This window comes from Pseudomonas sp. CM25, assembly GCF_013179705.1.
In the GTDB taxonomy this organism is placed as follows: domain Bacteria; phylum Pseudomonadota; class Gammaproteobacteria; order Pseudomonadales; family Pseudomonadaceae; genus Aquipseudomonas.
This window is the reverse complement of the sequence record NZ_JABMCW010000137.1, coordinates 1-13,839: the sequence shown is the minus strand read 5'-3', so window position 1 is coordinate 13,839 and position 13,839 is coordinate 1. Positions and strand designations below refer to the sequence as shown.

General features: G+C 62.7%; 13 protein-coding genes. 5 read left to right on the top strand and 8 right to left on the bottom strand.

Annotated features, from left to right (window positions below):
- From HP546_RS15655 to yaaA, 6 genes are all read right to left on the bottom strand, one after another.
- Nucleotides 1–391 (bottom strand): alginate export family protein (locus HP546_RS15655; protein ID WP_172227171.1); only part of this gene is annotated, 391 nt, incomplete at its 3' end.
- A complete protein-coding gene (algK, locus tag HP546_RS15650) occupies nt 388–1,815 on the bottom strand; it encodes an alginate biosynthesis TPR repeat lipoprotein AlgK (RefSeq protein WP_172227169.1) in 1,428 nt (475 codons plus the stop codon). The genes algK and HP546_RS15655, both read right to left, overlap by 4 nt.
- Nucleotides 1,816–1,827: 12 nt before the next feature.
- Entirely contained in the window at nt 1,828–2,994 is a 1,167-nt protein-coding gene (locus tag HP546_RS15645) for a PilZ domain-containing protein (RefSeq protein ID WP_172227166.1), read from the bottom strand.
- Between the two features lie 37 nt (nt 2,995–3,031).
- Complete coding sequence (locus tag HP546_RS15640) at nt 3,032–4,513, bottom strand: glycosyltransferase family 2 protein (RefSeq protein WP_172227164.1); 1,482 nt, start codon at nt 4,511–4,513, stop codon at nt 3,032–3,034.
- Nucleotides 4,514–4,595: 82 nt separating this feature from the next.
- Nucleotides 4,596–5,912 (bottom strand): nucleotide sugar dehydrogenase, encoded by a 1,317-nt coding sequence (locus HP546_RS15635; RefSeq protein WP_172227162.1) that lies wholly within the window; start codon nt 5,910–5,912, stop codon nt 4,596–4,598.
- A gap of 897 nt (nt 5,913–6,809) precedes the next feature.
- Nucleotides 6,810–7,589, bottom strand: a complete 780-nt coding sequence (yaaA, locus tag HP546_RS15630) for a peroxide stress protein YaaA (RefSeq protein ID WP_172227160.1) — start codon at nt 7,587–7,589, stop codon at nt 6,810–6,812.
- Nucleotides 7,590–7,726: 137 nt separating this feature from the next.
- Between yaaA and HP546_RS15625 the strand changes: the two genes are divergently transcribed.
- The 5 genes from HP546_RS15625 to moaE all read left to right on the top strand — a co-directional run bounded on the left by HP546_RS15625 (nt 7,727) and on the right by moaE (nt 11,892).
- Nucleotides 7,727–8,854 (top strand): polysaccharide deacetylase family protein, encoded by a 1,128-nt coding sequence (locus tag HP546_RS15625; protein ID WP_172227158.1) that lies wholly within the window; start codon nt 7,727–7,729, stop codon nt 8,852–8,854.
- 280 nt (nt 8,855–9,134) lie between these two features.
- Nucleotides 9,135–10,529, top strand: coding sequence for a PhoH family protein (locus tag HP546_RS15620; RefSeq protein ID WP_172227156.1), 1,395 nt, complete (start codon nt 9,135–9,137; stop codon nt 10,527–10,529).
- 198 nt (nt 10,530–10,727) lie between these two features.
- Nucleotides 10,728–11,198 carry a cyclic pyranopterin monophosphate synthase MoaC gene (gene moaC / locus HP546_RS15615; protein WP_172227154.1) on the top strand — a complete coding sequence of 157 codons (471 nt, stop codon included), beginning with the start codon at nt 10,728–10,730 and terminating at the stop codon, nt 11,196–11,198.
- A complete protein-coding gene (gene moaD, locus HP546_RS15610) occupies nt 11,198–11,443 on the top strand; it encodes a molybdopterin converting factor subunit 1 (RefSeq protein WP_172227173.1) in 246 nt (81 codons plus the stop codon). Before moaC ends, moaD begins: the two co-directional genes overlap by 1 nt.
- 2 nt (nt 11,444–11,445) lie before the next feature.
- The gene (gene moaE, locus HP546_RS15605; RefSeq protein ID WP_172227152.1) at nt 11,446–11,892 is read left to right on the top strand and encodes a molybdopterin synthase catalytic subunit MoaE; all 447 of its coding nucleotides are present in this window, start codon (nt 11,446–11,448) and stop codon (nt 11,890–11,892) included.
- Nucleotides 11,893–12,053: 161 nt separating this feature from the next.
- On the opposite strand, the gene rhlB is transcribed toward moaE, so the two are convergent.
- Nucleotides 12,054–13,514 (bottom strand): ATP-dependent RNA helicase RhlB, encoded by a 1,461-nt coding sequence (gene rhlB, locus HP546_RS15600; RefSeq protein ID WP_172227150.1) that lies wholly within the window; start codon nt 13,512–13,514, stop codon nt 12,054–12,056.
- 101 nt (nt 13,515–13,615) lie between these two features.
- On the bottom strand, nt 13,616–13,839 hold a 224-nt coding region (locus HP546_RS15595), incomplete at its 5' end, for an alpha/beta hydrolase (protein WP_372242437.1).

Here is a 13,839-nt window from a genome sequence, read left to right as displayed (position 1 = left end):
TGAGGCCGCTGTAGCCGACCCAGAACTCGCGCATGGCCAGGTAGCTTTTGTCAGGCTGGCGGCTGTCGTCGCCAGTGTCGGTGCTGGTGCCGTCGTCATTCTGGCGCAGGGTGTCGGTTTCGATGGTGTCGGTGGCTGCGACGGCCTGGCCCATGGCGTAGGCGCTCCAGTTGCCGCGTTCGCCGTAGACCCAGGGGCGCAGGTCCAGGCCCAGGCCGTTGACGTCGCCGCCCGAGCGGGTGCCCAGGTCACGGTCGTCTTCTGACTGGCCGGTGATTTTCACATCCAGGCCAAAGTTTTTTTCAGCGGTCATTTCCGCCAGGGTCGGGCAGGACCACAGCAGGGCGAAGCTCAGGCCGATGCCGGCTTTCACGAAGGGATTGAGCGTCATAGCGAGTCCTCACCGTCTACTTCTTTTTCGTCGTCTTGCAGGGCTTCGATGGCCAGGGTGCTGTTGGCGCCCTGACTCATGCTGCCGCGTGCCTGCTGCTCTTGCGCCAGCAGTTGCCGGGCCTGGTTGCGCTGCTCAGGCGTCAGTTGCTGATCGAGCTGCTGCAGCAGTTCGGCGGACTGCGGCGTCGGGTTGGCCTGGGCCAGCTGCGCAAATACCCACGCGTCACCCGGTTGCGGGCGAATGCCGTGGCCTTCGCTGAATAGCTGGGCCAGGGCGTAGTCGGCGCTGTTCTGCCCGCCACGGGCAGCAGTCAGCAGGTTGTCGACGGCTTTTTGCGGTTCGACATTGCCCAGGTAGCCGCGGCGGTACAGCTGGCCGAGGTAGTAATGGGCACTGATCTCGCCGGCATCGGCAGCTGCCTGCAGGTGCTGTTCGGCTTTGCTGGCGTCAGCCGGCAGGGTCTTGCCTTCGTAGTACAGGCGGCCCAGCAGCAGTTCGGCACGTGGCTGTTCGGCTTCGCGGCCCTTGTCGATGTAGGCCAGCAACTGGTCGGTGTCGCCCAGTTCGGGGAAGTCGTATACCAGCTGCGCCAGGCTGACCCAGGATGCCGGGTTGGCCGGTGCCACCTGCTCGAGCAGGGCCTTGGCGGTGTTCTCGTCGGTCTGGCCGAGGCTGCGGTCGGCCAGCACCCGGGCGACGCTGTCGACCCGGGTGGCCGGCACGGCGCCGCGGGCGTAGGCGGATTTCAGCTGGCCGAGCAGGGCGGCTTGCTGGTCGGCCTGGGCACGCTTCTGGTACACGGTGGCCAGTTCTACGTAACAGATGTCGGTGCTGTTCAGCGCCGCCTTGCAGATGTTCTCGACCTCGCCCAGGTGCTGGTCGTAGGTGCCCTGGGTGCGGTACAGCAGCACCTGGGCCAGGCCCGCTTCCGGGTTGCCGGCGGCGCGCCACTGGTCGATCTGCTGCTGCGCGTTGACCGCGGGGAAGCTCTGTGGGTAGCTGAGGTAGAGCATCGCCAACGGGATCAGGGTGTTGCTTTCGCCTTGGCGGGCCGCTTGCTTGAGCAGGGTTTCGGCTTCTTCGCGTTCGGCCTGGGTGCTGTCGGGCTTGGCCACCAGCAGGCGCCCGAGGCGTGCCTGAGCACGTGGCGACGTGGCGGCAGCGGCGCGGTAGGTGGCCTCGGCTTCCTTGATTTGCGACGGGTCGCGGCTGGCGACCTTGATGTCGGCCAGGCCCACTTGCGCTTCGCTGTAGCCCAGGTCGGCCAGGGCCTTGTAGTTGCGCTCGGCCAGCGCTGTGTCGCCGCGCTTCATGGCTTCGTTGGCCAGGCGCTGGTCGGGCAGACCGGCGCAACCGGCCAAGGCGATGGCTGCAGCCAGGGCACACAGGCCCAGGCTGGCGCTTTTCTTGTAGGGAATCATGTGGTGATCCTCTTACAGCCCACGGGCCATGGCTTTGTCGATCAGCCAGTTGAACGACGGGCCACGGTCGCTGTTGACCGAAGCCGGGCGGCCGGCCAGTTCGGCTGGCATGCCGTCATCGGGCTTGATCTGCACACGGATGTCCGAGGCGAGGTTTTCACTGTCCAGGCTGCTGCTGCTGACGATCTGGCCAGTGCGCACGTCGTCTTCGCCAGCGACCTGGAAGTTGACCCGGGTACCTGGCTTGACCTCGTCGAACTGGCGGTAGCTGAAGCGCGCCTCGACCATCGGCGTGGTGGTACGCGGGATCAGCTGGAAGATCGGCTGGCCCTTGGCGGCGTACTGGCCGTCGTCCACCAGCTGGCGGGCGACCACGCAATCGCAGGGGCTGGTGAGGGTGCCGGACAGCTGTTTGCCGAACAGTTCCTCGATTTTTGCCGGGTCCAGCTGCGCGTCGTCCAGGTTGCCCTTGAGCATGTCCAGCATGCTGGTGGTGAAGCTGGCCAGTGGCGCGCCCTTGGCGACCTGCCCACCGCTTTGCACCAGGCTGTTCACGGTACCGTCGCGCGGCATGGTGATGTTGGTGGTAGGCACCGCGACCACGCCGGCTTCGGCATGGCTGACGAAGTACATGCCGTACAGTGACTTGGCGACGAAGCCGAAGGCGGCGACGCCGACCACGAACACGCCGAGGGTGACGGTAACCGCTTTGAGGCGGCCGAAGGCGCTCAGGCCACTGCCGCCGTCCTTCTGCTTGCGGGCCTTGGTGAAGTTGTCGCGCTGCAGGGTGCTGAGCACGTCGCCGATGCTGATCAGCTCGCCGGACAGGTGGCTGGTGATGATGTGCCGCAGCGTGGCGATGTCGCGCGGTTCGAGGTTCTGGAACTGCGCACCGGTACGGCCGCTGCTCGGGTTGTACGAGCGCACCTGGAACTCGATGTCGATCGACAGGCCCAGGTTGTCGACCACGAACTGCAGGCGCCCGCGCAGCACATCGCCCACCGACAGCGGCTGCTTGGTGTGGAAGCTCAGGCCACCGGCGGACAGGTCATCGACCTTCACTTCGTGGGTCTGGCGCTGGGCATCCAGAAAGCGCAGCTTGGCAGGAATGCGCACCCGGGCGTGTTGGCGCTGGGCTTCGGACTCATGCACGACATTGACGTTCACGGCGGTATTCATGGTGGTTTGTTCCTGTTAGATCCGATCCGGGTTGGGCTCACACGACCATGAACAGCACAGCAACGAAGATGCTGGCGGCCGAGAAGGTCATGGTCCGCGAGGACCAGGTGTTGAACCATTGTTGAAAGCTGGCGAGGTCACGCTTGAGGGCAGTGGGCTGACGCGTCCACGACTGCTTGTCGAGGCGGAAGAACACGTAGATCTTCATCAGCGCGCCGATGATCTGGTTGTAATAGAGAATCAGCGGGTAGGCCGGGCCGACCTTGTGGCCGGAGCACAGCAGCATCACGGTGAGGATCAGCCGGGTGATGCCGATCCACAGCAGGTACACCAGCAGGAAGGCAAGGCCGAACTTGAGGCTGGCGATGACCGCCACGGTCAGGCCCAGCAGGCTGGTCCACATCGACACGCGCTGGTCGAACAGCACGATGCTGGTGAACAGCCCCAGGCGGCGCATGCCCAGGCCAAGGGCACGGGAGTTCTGCCGCAGGTTGTTGCCGTACCAGCGGTACATCAGCTTGCGGCTGGCCTTGAAAAAGCTCTTCTCCGGCGGGTGCTCGACCGTGTTGATGGCGGCGTCCGGCACGTAGAAGGTGTCGTAGCCAAGGCGCATCAGGCTGAACCAGCTGGACTTGTCGTCACCGGTGAGGAACTTGAAGCGGCCCAGGCGCCAGTGCATCAGCGAGTCGCTTTCGACGTCGGCGATGAACTCGGGGTTGGTCACCACGCTGGCGCGGAACATCGACATGCGCCCGGTCATGGTCAGCACGCGCTTGGACAGGGCCATCGAGCACATGTTGATGTGGCGCTGGGCGAAGCGCAGCTTGTGCCATTCGCTCATGATGTAGCCGCCACGCACTTCGCAGAATTCGTTGGTGGTCAGGCCGCCGACATTGGCGAACAGCTTGAACCACGGCACGGTCTTGCGCACCACGCCATCGGCCAGCACGGTGTCACCGTCGATCACCGCCACCACCGCGTTCTCGTCCGGCAGCATGCGCGAGATGGCGCGGAAGCCGTAGGCCAGGCCATCGCGCTTGCCGGTACCGGCGATGCGCACGATGTCCAGCTTTACGTGGGCCGGCGGGTTGTACTTGGCCCACAGGCTTTTCACCAGCAGTTCGTCCGACATCTCCACCAGCGAGCAGACCACGGTGGTGGGGAAACCGCAGTTGATCGCTTCGCGGATCACCGAGCTGTACACCTGGGCGGTGGTCAGCGCTTCGATACGGAAGCTGGTCACCATCAGGTACACATGCGACGGGTTGGTCGCGTCGCCCATTTTCTGTACCTTGCGGCGCAGGTACGGGTACACGCCGTAGAGAAATATCATGCCGCGGATGAAATGGGTGGCGCCCATGGAATAGCGCCAGATGCCGACTGCGCCGACCAGGAAGATGAAGTGCTTCGACTGCGAGTCGAAGATATCGGCTGGCAGGGCCAGGGCGATCAGCATGAGCAGGCTCATGTAGAGCAGCCAACCGGCGCACTGCAACAGCACTGTCTGGAGCCTTTGCATGTTCAGCATCCGTGGAGAATTCGGGAAAGGGTGGGCGGCACAACGGCTCTGTACAGAACCCTTGTGCCGCCTGGCCGGGCACTTACCAGCAGATGCCTTCGGTGCGGCTGGTGGTGCTGGTCGGGTTGTTCATGAACCCGACCAGGTCGATCACCTGCTTGCCGGCCGGCGCTTGCTGGGCCAGCGCACGGAACTGCTCGTCACGGTTGCCGAGGACGATGATGTCGGCGTTGTCGATGACCTTCTGGAAATCGGCGTTGAGCAGCGACGACACGTGCGGGATCTTCGATTCGATGTAGTCCTTGTTGGCGCCGTGGACACGGGCGTACTCGACGTTCTCGTCGTAGATGTCCAGCTGGTAGCCCTTGCCGATCAGGCGCTCGGCCAGTTCCACCAGCGGGCTTTCGCGCAGGTCGTCGGTGCCGGCCTTGAAGCTCAGGCCGAGCAGGGCGACCTTGCGCTTGTCGTGGCTTTCGATCAGCTCGAAGGCGTTCTGCACCTGCGATTCGTTGCTGCGCATCAGCGAGTCGAGCAGCGGTGCGCGGACATCGAGGCTGGCGGCGCGGTAGGTGAGGGCGCGCACGTCCTTGGGCAGGCACGAGCCGCCGAAGGCGAAGCCTGGGCGCATGTAGTACTGGGACAGGTTCAGGACCTTGTCCTGGCAGACCACTTCCATCACCTCGCGGCCATCGACGCCTACCGCCTTGGCGATGTTGCCGATTTCGTTGGCAAAGGTGACCTTGGTGGCGTGCCAGACGTTGCAGGTGTACTTGATCATCTCGGCCACTTCGATCGGCTTGCGGATGACCGGGGCGTCGAGCTCTTCGTACAGTGCCTGGAGGATGTCGCCGCTGGCACTGTCCAGTTCGCCGATGACGGTCATTGGCGGCTGGTCGTAGTCCTTGATCGCGGTGCTCTCACGCAGGAACTCGGGGTTGACCGCGACACCGAAGTCGACCCCGGCCTTCTTGCCCGAGCAGTCTTCGAGAATCGGGATGACCACGTTCTTGACGGTGCCTGGCAGCACGGTGCTGCGCACCACGATGGTGTGACGGCGGGTGGTGTCACGCAGTACGTAACCGATTTCGCGGCACACCGACTCGATGTATTCCAGGCCCAGGTCGCCGTTCTTCTTGCTGGGCGTACCCACGCAGATCATCGACACGTCGCTGGCACGGATGGCTTCGGCGAAGTCGGTGGTGCCGCGCAGGCGGCCATTGGCGATGCCCTGTTGCAGCAGTGCTTCCAGGCCAGGTTCGACGATGGGCGACTTGCCCTGGTTGATCAGGTCGATCTTGGTGCTGGACACGTCCACACCGATCACTTCATGGCCACGCGCCGTCAGGCAGCCTGCACAGACTGCACCCACATAACCCAAACCAAAGATGCTGATACGCATCGCTATCACCTCATGTGTTTATCACGCCGGCCACTGCGGAAAGTGCCGTGCTGGATGGATTAACAACAGTTTCAAGGCGCACGGGTCCATGGCGAATGCACACTTCACCGAGCGCAGGCAAAATAAATCCGGAGCGCAAAAAGTTATGCACTCAAATAGGCATTAAATAGCCATTAATTAAAAACGTGCCCTGAAATGCAGCCGTCTTAATTGCAAAGTGCTACTTGGCGCTTTGCTGTGCTTGTTTTTTCAAGTGGGATAAATCCTTTGAAATCAACCACTAGGACGAGTTGTAAGGGACGCTTGTCTCCTGCATGGACAGGGGCTGCGGGAGATACCCGCCTGCCTGTCTAAGTTATCGCGGCAGGTAGCGGATACCTGCCATTGTCATCTGTAAGTCATCTCTCACAACCCGTAGGCAGGAAAATCGTTACGGCACTATGAGCGATGGGTTGCAGGAGAAGTTCCTGTGTGGATTCTGCCGGGATGAAAGATTTCTAAATATTTATTCAGTTGGGCGCAGTTTCAATTTGATAGCACGCAGGTGTTTTACCCCCGTGTATCAAGGGTGAGACTGTTACGAGATGTTTTTATGCCAGTATCGGAAAATATTTTTCGAGATTCGTCAAAAAAGGTATGAACGGTCTTATGACGGTTGGCGATAAAGGGAGGGGTGGTGGATTATTGACGCCGGATTTGTGGCGTAGTGGCAGTTTGCGCCATGGCCGGCTACAGGGCGGCTGGCCTCTTTGCGGGTTAACCGGTCGCCGCACCGCCGCTCGCACAGGGCCCGCATCAGGGCTGACAGGCGCTGCATCTCTTGCGGCGAGCCCCTGTCAGCCTGGATGCCCCCCCCTGAAGGCGATCCGATTGACCCACGAAGAGGGCATAGCGGGCTTACTCAGCAGGCTGATCGCGCAAAAACACCAGATGATCCGCCTTGGACTGCTCGGCGCTGTAGTAGTACCCCTGCACATCGAACCGCTTGAGCTGTTCGGGATCGCTGATGCGCTGCTGGATCACAAAGCGGCTCATCATGCCGCGGGCTTTCTTGGCGTAGAAGCTGATGATCTTGTACTGGCCGTTTTTCCAGTCCTTGAAATCGACATTGATCACCCGAGCGTTCAGCGCGCTACGTTTCACTGCACTGAAATACTCGTTGCTGGCCAGGTTCAACAGCACGTCATCGCCCTGTTCGGCCAGCGCCTGGTTCAGCCATTCGCTGATGCGCGTGCCCCAGAAGGCGTACAGGTCCTTGCCGCGGGCGTTGGCCAGCTTGGTGCCCATCTCCAGGCGGTAGGGCTGCATGAGGTCCAGCGGACGCAGCAGGCCGTAAAGGCCCGAGAGCATGCGCAGGTGGTCTTGCGCGTAGCTGAAATCGTCCTCGCCCAGGCTTTCGGCGTCGAGGCCGGTGTACACGTCACCCTTGAACGCCAGCAGCGCCTGCTTGGCATTGGCCGGGGTGAAGTCTGGCGTCCAGCTGCCGAAGCGCGCGGCATTCAGACCGGCAAGCTTGTCGGACAGGTGCATCAGCTCGCTGATCTGCGCTGGCGACAGGTCGCGCAGTTGCTGGATCAGTTCCTGGGAATCGTCCAGGTACTGGGGCAGGGTGAAACGCTCGGTCACAGGCTTGGTGTCGTAGTCGAGGGTCTTGGCGGGGGAAATCACCGTCAGCATCGGGTCGGCTCCTGGCATCTTTGACCGCAGATTCTACGGGTTGGGCGGTGCAAGTCCAAACTATGGCGACGATAGTCACAGACCATGGCCGAAGCAGGCGCTATAGTTCGCGTTTTGCCGCTGCGGAGCCTTCCACCGTGCGCATTGCCTCTGCCTTGCTGGTCGCGCTGCTGAGCCTGACTGTGCAAGCCGCCCCTTCCACCCAGGTCAGCCTCGACCGCAGCCTGTGGCCCGAGCAGCTGGACAGCCCGGCACTGTTTGACGTGGCTTCGCGCGCCGAGATCCTGTCGTTCGCCCAGGTGCTGCACGAAAGCGAGCTGCTCGACGACGCGGCACTGGCGGCGCGGCTGGGGCTACGGCAGATCAACCTGCAAAAGGTACGCCTGGTTCGGGCGCGGCTGTGGCAGCGATTGTGGCAGGGCTATCAGCAGGCGCAGCGCAGTTGCGAGCAGGATGCGTCGTTCTGCTACCCGGTAGCTTCGATGGCTGATTTGCGCACGCAAGCAGCTACTTTCGCCGCAGATGTAGGCACGTTCTATGCAGGATGGGTCGAGCCTAGCCATCAGTTCCATGTTCGTTACCTGGATGAACAACTGCGCAAGGCGGCGTTGCTGCCGCAGACCAGCAGCGAGGTGGAGCGGCTGTCCCCCCGTGAGCGTAATGGTGATGAACTGAATGACCGCATGTTCCTGCTGACTTTCGTCGGTGGCCCCGGGCCGGACAGTGGCAGCACTGACCTGCTCACCGACTACCTGCGCAGACAGAAACTCCAAGGTACCTTCTTTGTGCTCGGCAACCGCCTGCAGCAACGGCGTGACGCGGGGCCGGCCAATGCCTTGCGCCAGCTCTACGACGGTCAGTGTGTGGGTATCCAGGGCTGGGAATACCGCTCCCACGCGCAGTGGACGGACTGGCAGGATTCGCTGCGGCGTAGTCAGGCGCGGGTGCAAGCCGACCTGCCAGCGCAGTATGTGCCGTTGTTCCGGCCGCCCTATGGCCAGCGCCGGGCTGACGGCGAGTCGTTCATGGCCAGCCAGCAGTTGCGCGTGTCATTGTGGGATATCGATGCCCAGGATGATGGCGCGTTGAGTGCCCAGGCCTCTGCGCAGCGGGTGTTGACCTTGATGTTGCTGTGGCGCAAGGGCGTGATCCAGTTCCATGACAGCCTGCCCAAGGCCCAGCCGGCAGTGGAATGGTTGCTGCGCAGCACCGCGCAGAGCGGTATCGGCTGGCAGGATTGCCGGGAATATGGATATGCCGAATAGAGGGTATGACTTTTGAATGTAGTCCCCTCTGGCGTCCGCGCCAAGGCCTCATCGTCAATCGGAAAAATAAACTTCAAAATCTCGTAAAAATGCTTTTTCCGGTCATGGCTTTTGCGGTATGAAGAAACCAGACAGCCGATTCCTGCAGCACAGGTGGCGTCATCCAGGCCCACCTAGGCAGGTTCGCTTCCCGCCCGTAACAACGCGGATACGGGGAGACGGTAGTCACTTTGCGGCGTAACAGACCACGCCGTGTGGCTTCGACATAAGGTGACCGAGTATGGATGACCAAGGACGCAACCCTTCCTCCAGCAAGCCAATCCTCTATGTGCTCGATACCAACGTCCTGATTCACGACCCCAACGCATTGCTCAACTTCGAGGAGCACCACGTCGCCCTGCCGATGACGGTGCTGGAGGAACTCGACAAGCTCAAGACGGGCAAACAGACCATCGCCGCTGAATGCCGCCAAGCCATCCGCCTGATCGACCAGACCCTGGGCGACGCCTCGCCCAGCGATGTCGAGCAGGGCGTGCCGATTCAGCGTGGCAAGAGCGGGCCCAAGGGCTTCCTGTCCATCCTGATGACGCCGCGCAACGAGCCGAACAGGCTGCTGCCGGAAAACCTCAACGACAACATCATCATCAACCAGCTGCTTGAAGTACGGGCTCGGCGCAGCGACCTGGACGTGGTGCTGGTCACCAAAGACATCAACATGCGCCTGAAGGCGCGCGCTTGCGGGATTGCGGCCGAGGATTACAGCACCGACCAGCTGGTCGATGACGTGTCCTTGCTGTCCAAGGGCTACCACTCGGTCACTGGCTCGTTCTGGGACCGGGTGAGCAAGGTCGATACCCGTCAGGAGCGGGGGCGTACCTGGCATCGGGTGCAGATGATCGACAACCTGCCGGCCGTCCACATCAACGAATTCATCATCGATGAGCAAGGCTTCGTCGGCTGGATCAAGGGCATCCGCAACGATGAGCTGCTGTTGCTCGACCTGCATCAGGAGCCCCTGTTGCACCAGGAAGCCTGGGGCCTGAAGCCACGCGACATCCATCAGAGCCTGGCACTCTTCGCCCTGCTTGACCCGGATATTCACCTGGTCAACCTGACCGGCCCTGCCGGCTCGGGCAAGACCATTCTGGCGCTGGCCGCAGCCATCGAGCAGACCATGGTCAGCAAGCGCTACCGGCGCATCATTGCCACCCGCAGCGTGCAGGGGCTGGACCAGGAAATCGGCTTCCTGCCGGGCACCGAAGCGGAGAAGATGGAGCCTTGGCTGGGCGCGATCACCGACAACCTCGAAGCCTTGCACATGGATGACGAAAGCACGCATGGCAGTGTCGAGTACATCCTCGAGCGGGTACCGTTGCAGTTCAAGTCGCTCAACTACATTCGCGGTCGCAGCTTCCAGCAGAGCCTGATCCTGATCGACGAGTGCCAGAACCTTACGCCGCACCAGATCAAGACCATCATCACCCGTGCCGGCTCCGGGTCCAAGGTGGTCTGCCTTGGCAACCTGGCGCAGATCGATACCCCTTACCTGTCCGCGACCAGCTCGGGCCTGACTTACCTGACCGAGCGCTTCAAGGACTTCCCCCACGGCGTGCACCTGACCCTGCAAGGGGTGCCACGCTCGGTGCTGGCCGAGTACGCCGAGTCGCATCTGTAAAACCATGCAGCCGGGCAGATCACTGCCCGGCCTTTTCGCGGGCACGCCCGCTTCCACAGGATCTCCACTTGATTCAAGGCGGTGAGGACCCTGTGGGAGCGGGCGTGCCCGCGAAGAGGCCGGGCCTGCCGACACATACCTCTGCTCAAACCTGACCCACAGGTTTACACTGCGAGTTCCCCTCACAGGAGCAGAGCAGTGCTGACACATCTTGATTCCCAGGGCCGGGCCAACATGGTCGACGTCACTGAAAAGGCGGTGACCGAGCGTGAGGCCATTGCCGAAGCGCGGGTGCGCATGCTGCCGCAGACCTTGCAGATGATCGTCGACGGTGAGCACCCCAAGGGCGACGTGTTCGCCGTGGCGCGCATTGCCGGGATCCAGGCGGCGAAGAAGACCAGCGACCTGATCCCGCTGTGCCACCCGCTGATGCTGACCAGCGTCAAGGTCGAGCTCAGCGCCGAGGGCGAGGACGCCGTGCGCATCGTCGCCCGCTGCAAGCTGGCCGGGCAGACCGGCGTCGAGATGGAAGCGCTGACCGCCGCCAGTGTCGCCGCGCTGACGATCTATGACATGTGCAAGGCGGTGGACAAGGGCATGGTCATCGAGCAGGTGCGCCTGCTGGAAAAGCTCGGCGGCAAGAGCGGCCACTACAAGGTGGAGGCGTGATGAAGGTCAAGGTGATGTACTTCGCCCGTTACCGTGAGCAGCTGGACGTGGATGCCGAACAGGTGGAGGGCGCGTTCCAGGTGCTCGACGATGTGCGCCAGGCGCTGGTGGCCAAGGGCGAGCGTTACGCGGTACTGGCCGAGCAGAACCTGATGTGCGCGCGCAATGAAGAGCTGTGCAAGCTCGATGAGCCCTTGGAAGACGGCGATGAAGTGGCGTTCTTCCCACCGGTGACCGGAGGCTGAACATGGCAGTGCGAGTGCAGGAAGGCGCGTTCGACCCTGGGGCCGAGGTGAATGCCATGCATGCGGCCAACGTGGGTGTGGGCGCGGTGGTCGGGTTTGTCGGCTATGTGCGGGACTTCAATGATGGGCGCGATGTGGCGGGGATGTTCCTCGAGCACTACCCGGGCATGACCGAGAAGGCCCTGGCCAAGATCGTGGTCGAGGCCGAGCAGCGCTGGCCGCTGCTGAAGGTGGAGGTGCTGCATCGCATCGGGGCGCTGGAGCCGGGCGAGCCGATCGTGTTCGTCGGTGTCGCCAGTGCCCATCGGCAGGCCGCATTCGAGGCCTGCGATTTCATCATGGACTACCTGAAGACCCGCGCGCCGTTCTGGAAGAAGGAAACTACCCAGGAAGGGCCGAGGTGGGTGGAAGGCAGGCAGAGTGACCAGGACGCTGCCGGGCGCTGGTAGTCAAGGCTGCGCCGATCCCATGTAGGAGCGGCCTTGTGTCGCGAAAGGGCCGCGCAGCGGCCCCAGGATGTCAGCATTAATGCATGAATTGCTGGGGCCGCTGTGCGGCCCTTTCGCGACACAAGGCCGCTCCTACAAGGGCGGCGTTGGCATTCAGGCAATCAGTGATGCTTGCGCGGCACCGGCTTGAGTAGCTCATCCGGCGGCATCTCGCACTTGATCTTGCGCCCCAGCAGCTCCTCGATCCCCGGCAACTGATACGAATCATCCTCACCGGCAAAGCTGATCGACACGCCATCAGCCCCCGCGCGTCCGGTACGGCCGATACGGTGCACGTAGTCGTCCGGATCCTCGGGCAGGGTGAAGTTGATCACGTGGCTGATGCCATCGATATGAATGCCACGCCCTGCCACGTCAGTGGCCACCAGCACCGTGACCCGACCTTCGCGGAAGTTTTCCAGGGTTCGAATACGCTTGTGCTGCGGCACGTCGCCCGACAACTGGGCGGCATTGATGCCGTCGCGCACCAGCTTTTCCTCGATGCGCCGCACTTCGTCCTTGCGGTTGGCAAACACCATCACCCGTTCCCACTTGTTCTGGGTCACCAGGTTGTACAGCAGCTTGTACTTGTCGCTGCCGGCCACCGCATACACGTGCTGCTCGACCGTTTCGCTGGCCACGTTCTCCGGCTCGATCTCGACGATGGCCGGGTTGGTGGTCCATTGCTTGGCCAGGTTCATCACGTCTTCGGTGAAGGTGGCCGAGAACAGCAGGGTCTGGCGCTCGCTTTTTGGCGGCGTCTGGCGAATGATCTGGCGCACCTGCGGGATGAAGCCCATGTCGAGCATGCGGTCGGCCTCGTCCAGCACCATCACCTCGACCATGTCCAGGTGCACCTCGCCGCGCTGGTTGAAGTCCAGCAGGCGGCCAGGGGTGGCGACCAGGATGTCGCAGTGGCGCGCTTCCAGGGCCTTGAGCTGTTTGTCGAATTCCATGCCGCCGACAAAGCTCATCACGTTCAGGCCGGTGTACTTGGTCAGCGCTGCGGCGTCCTTGGCGATCTGCACCACCAGCTCGCGGGTGGGGGCGATGATCAGCGCACGCGGCTCGCCCATGTAGCGTTCTTTGGGTGGTGGCGTCTGCTGCAGCTGGGAAATGATCGAAATCAGGAATGCCGCAGTCTTGCCAGTACCGGTCTGGGCCCGGCCGATGGCGTCCTGGCCACGCAGGGTGTAGCCCAGCACCTGGGCCTGGATCGGCGTGCAGTACGGGAAGCCCAGGTCGTGGATGGCGTGCATCACCTCGTTGGACAGCTTGAAGTCGTGGAAGCGGGTCTTGCCTTCCTGCGGCTCGACCACGAAGTCTTCCAGCTTCCACAGGCTGGCCTGCGGCTTGGGTTTGCGCTCGCGGCGCGGTTTGGCATTGACCGGCTTTTCGACCGCAGGTGTCACAGCGGCAGGCTGTTCAGCCGCAGGGGTGGGATTGGCGCGCGGTGCGGCCGGGGTAGGCGCAGGCCGCGCCTCGGTGGGCGCGGGCGCAGGCGGCGTTGCACTGGCAGCAGGAGCGACGGCCTGTGGCGCGGCGTCTCCCTTGCCGAATATTTTCTTGAGTGCCTTGAGCACGATCGTCTCATCAACTGATTAAGGAATGTACGCCGGGCAGTGTAAAGCAAGAATCAGGCTCGGCGTAGTGGAATAGCCCTACAACTACAGGCGGCTTCTGCTTATTGCAGTTGCATGGCCAGCCACTCGTGGACGTCGTTCAACTCCTCGACCACCACTTCGTGCTCCATCGGGTATTCCTGCCAGCGGGCGGCGACGCCCCAGGTGTTCAGGTACTCGAAGGCGGTGCGGCCCATGGACGGGATCACCACCGGGTCGTGCACGCCATGCAGGCACAGGGCCGGGGTGCGTTGCTGGCACGCACTCAGCTGGTGCTGTTCGTTGA

Coding starts and splice junctions, on each gene's coding strand:
- algK (WP_172227169.1), bottom strand. CDS start 1,815: ATGATTCCCTACAAGAAAAGCGCCAGCCTGGGCCTGTGTGCCCTGGCT.
- HP546_RS15635 (WP_172227162.1), bottom strand. CDS start 5,912: ATGCGTATCAGCATCTTTGGTTTGGGTTATGTGGGTGCAGTCTGTGCA.
- moaE (WP_172227152.1), top strand. CDS start 11,446: ATGGCAGTGCGAGTGCAGGAAGGCGCGTTCGACCCTGGGGCCGAGGTG.
- moaD (WP_172227173.1), top strand. CDS start 11,198: ATGAAGGTCAAGGTGATGTACTTCGCCCGTTACCGTGAGCAGCTGGAC.
- HP546_RS15620 (WP_172227156.1), top strand. CDS start 9,135: ATGGATGACCAAGGACGCAACCCTTCCTCCAGCAAGCCAATCCTCTAT.
- HP546_RS15640 (WP_172227164.1), bottom strand. CDS start 4,513: ATGCAAAGGCTCCAGACAGTGCTGTTGCAGTGCGCCGGTTGGCTGCTC.
- HP546_RS15645 (WP_172227166.1), bottom strand. CDS start 2,994: ATGAATACCGCCGTGAACGTCAATGTCGTGCATGAGTCCGAAGCCCAG.
- yaaA (WP_172227160.1), bottom strand. CDS start 7,589: ATGCTGACGGTGATTTCCCCCGCCAAGACCCTCGACTACGACACCAAG.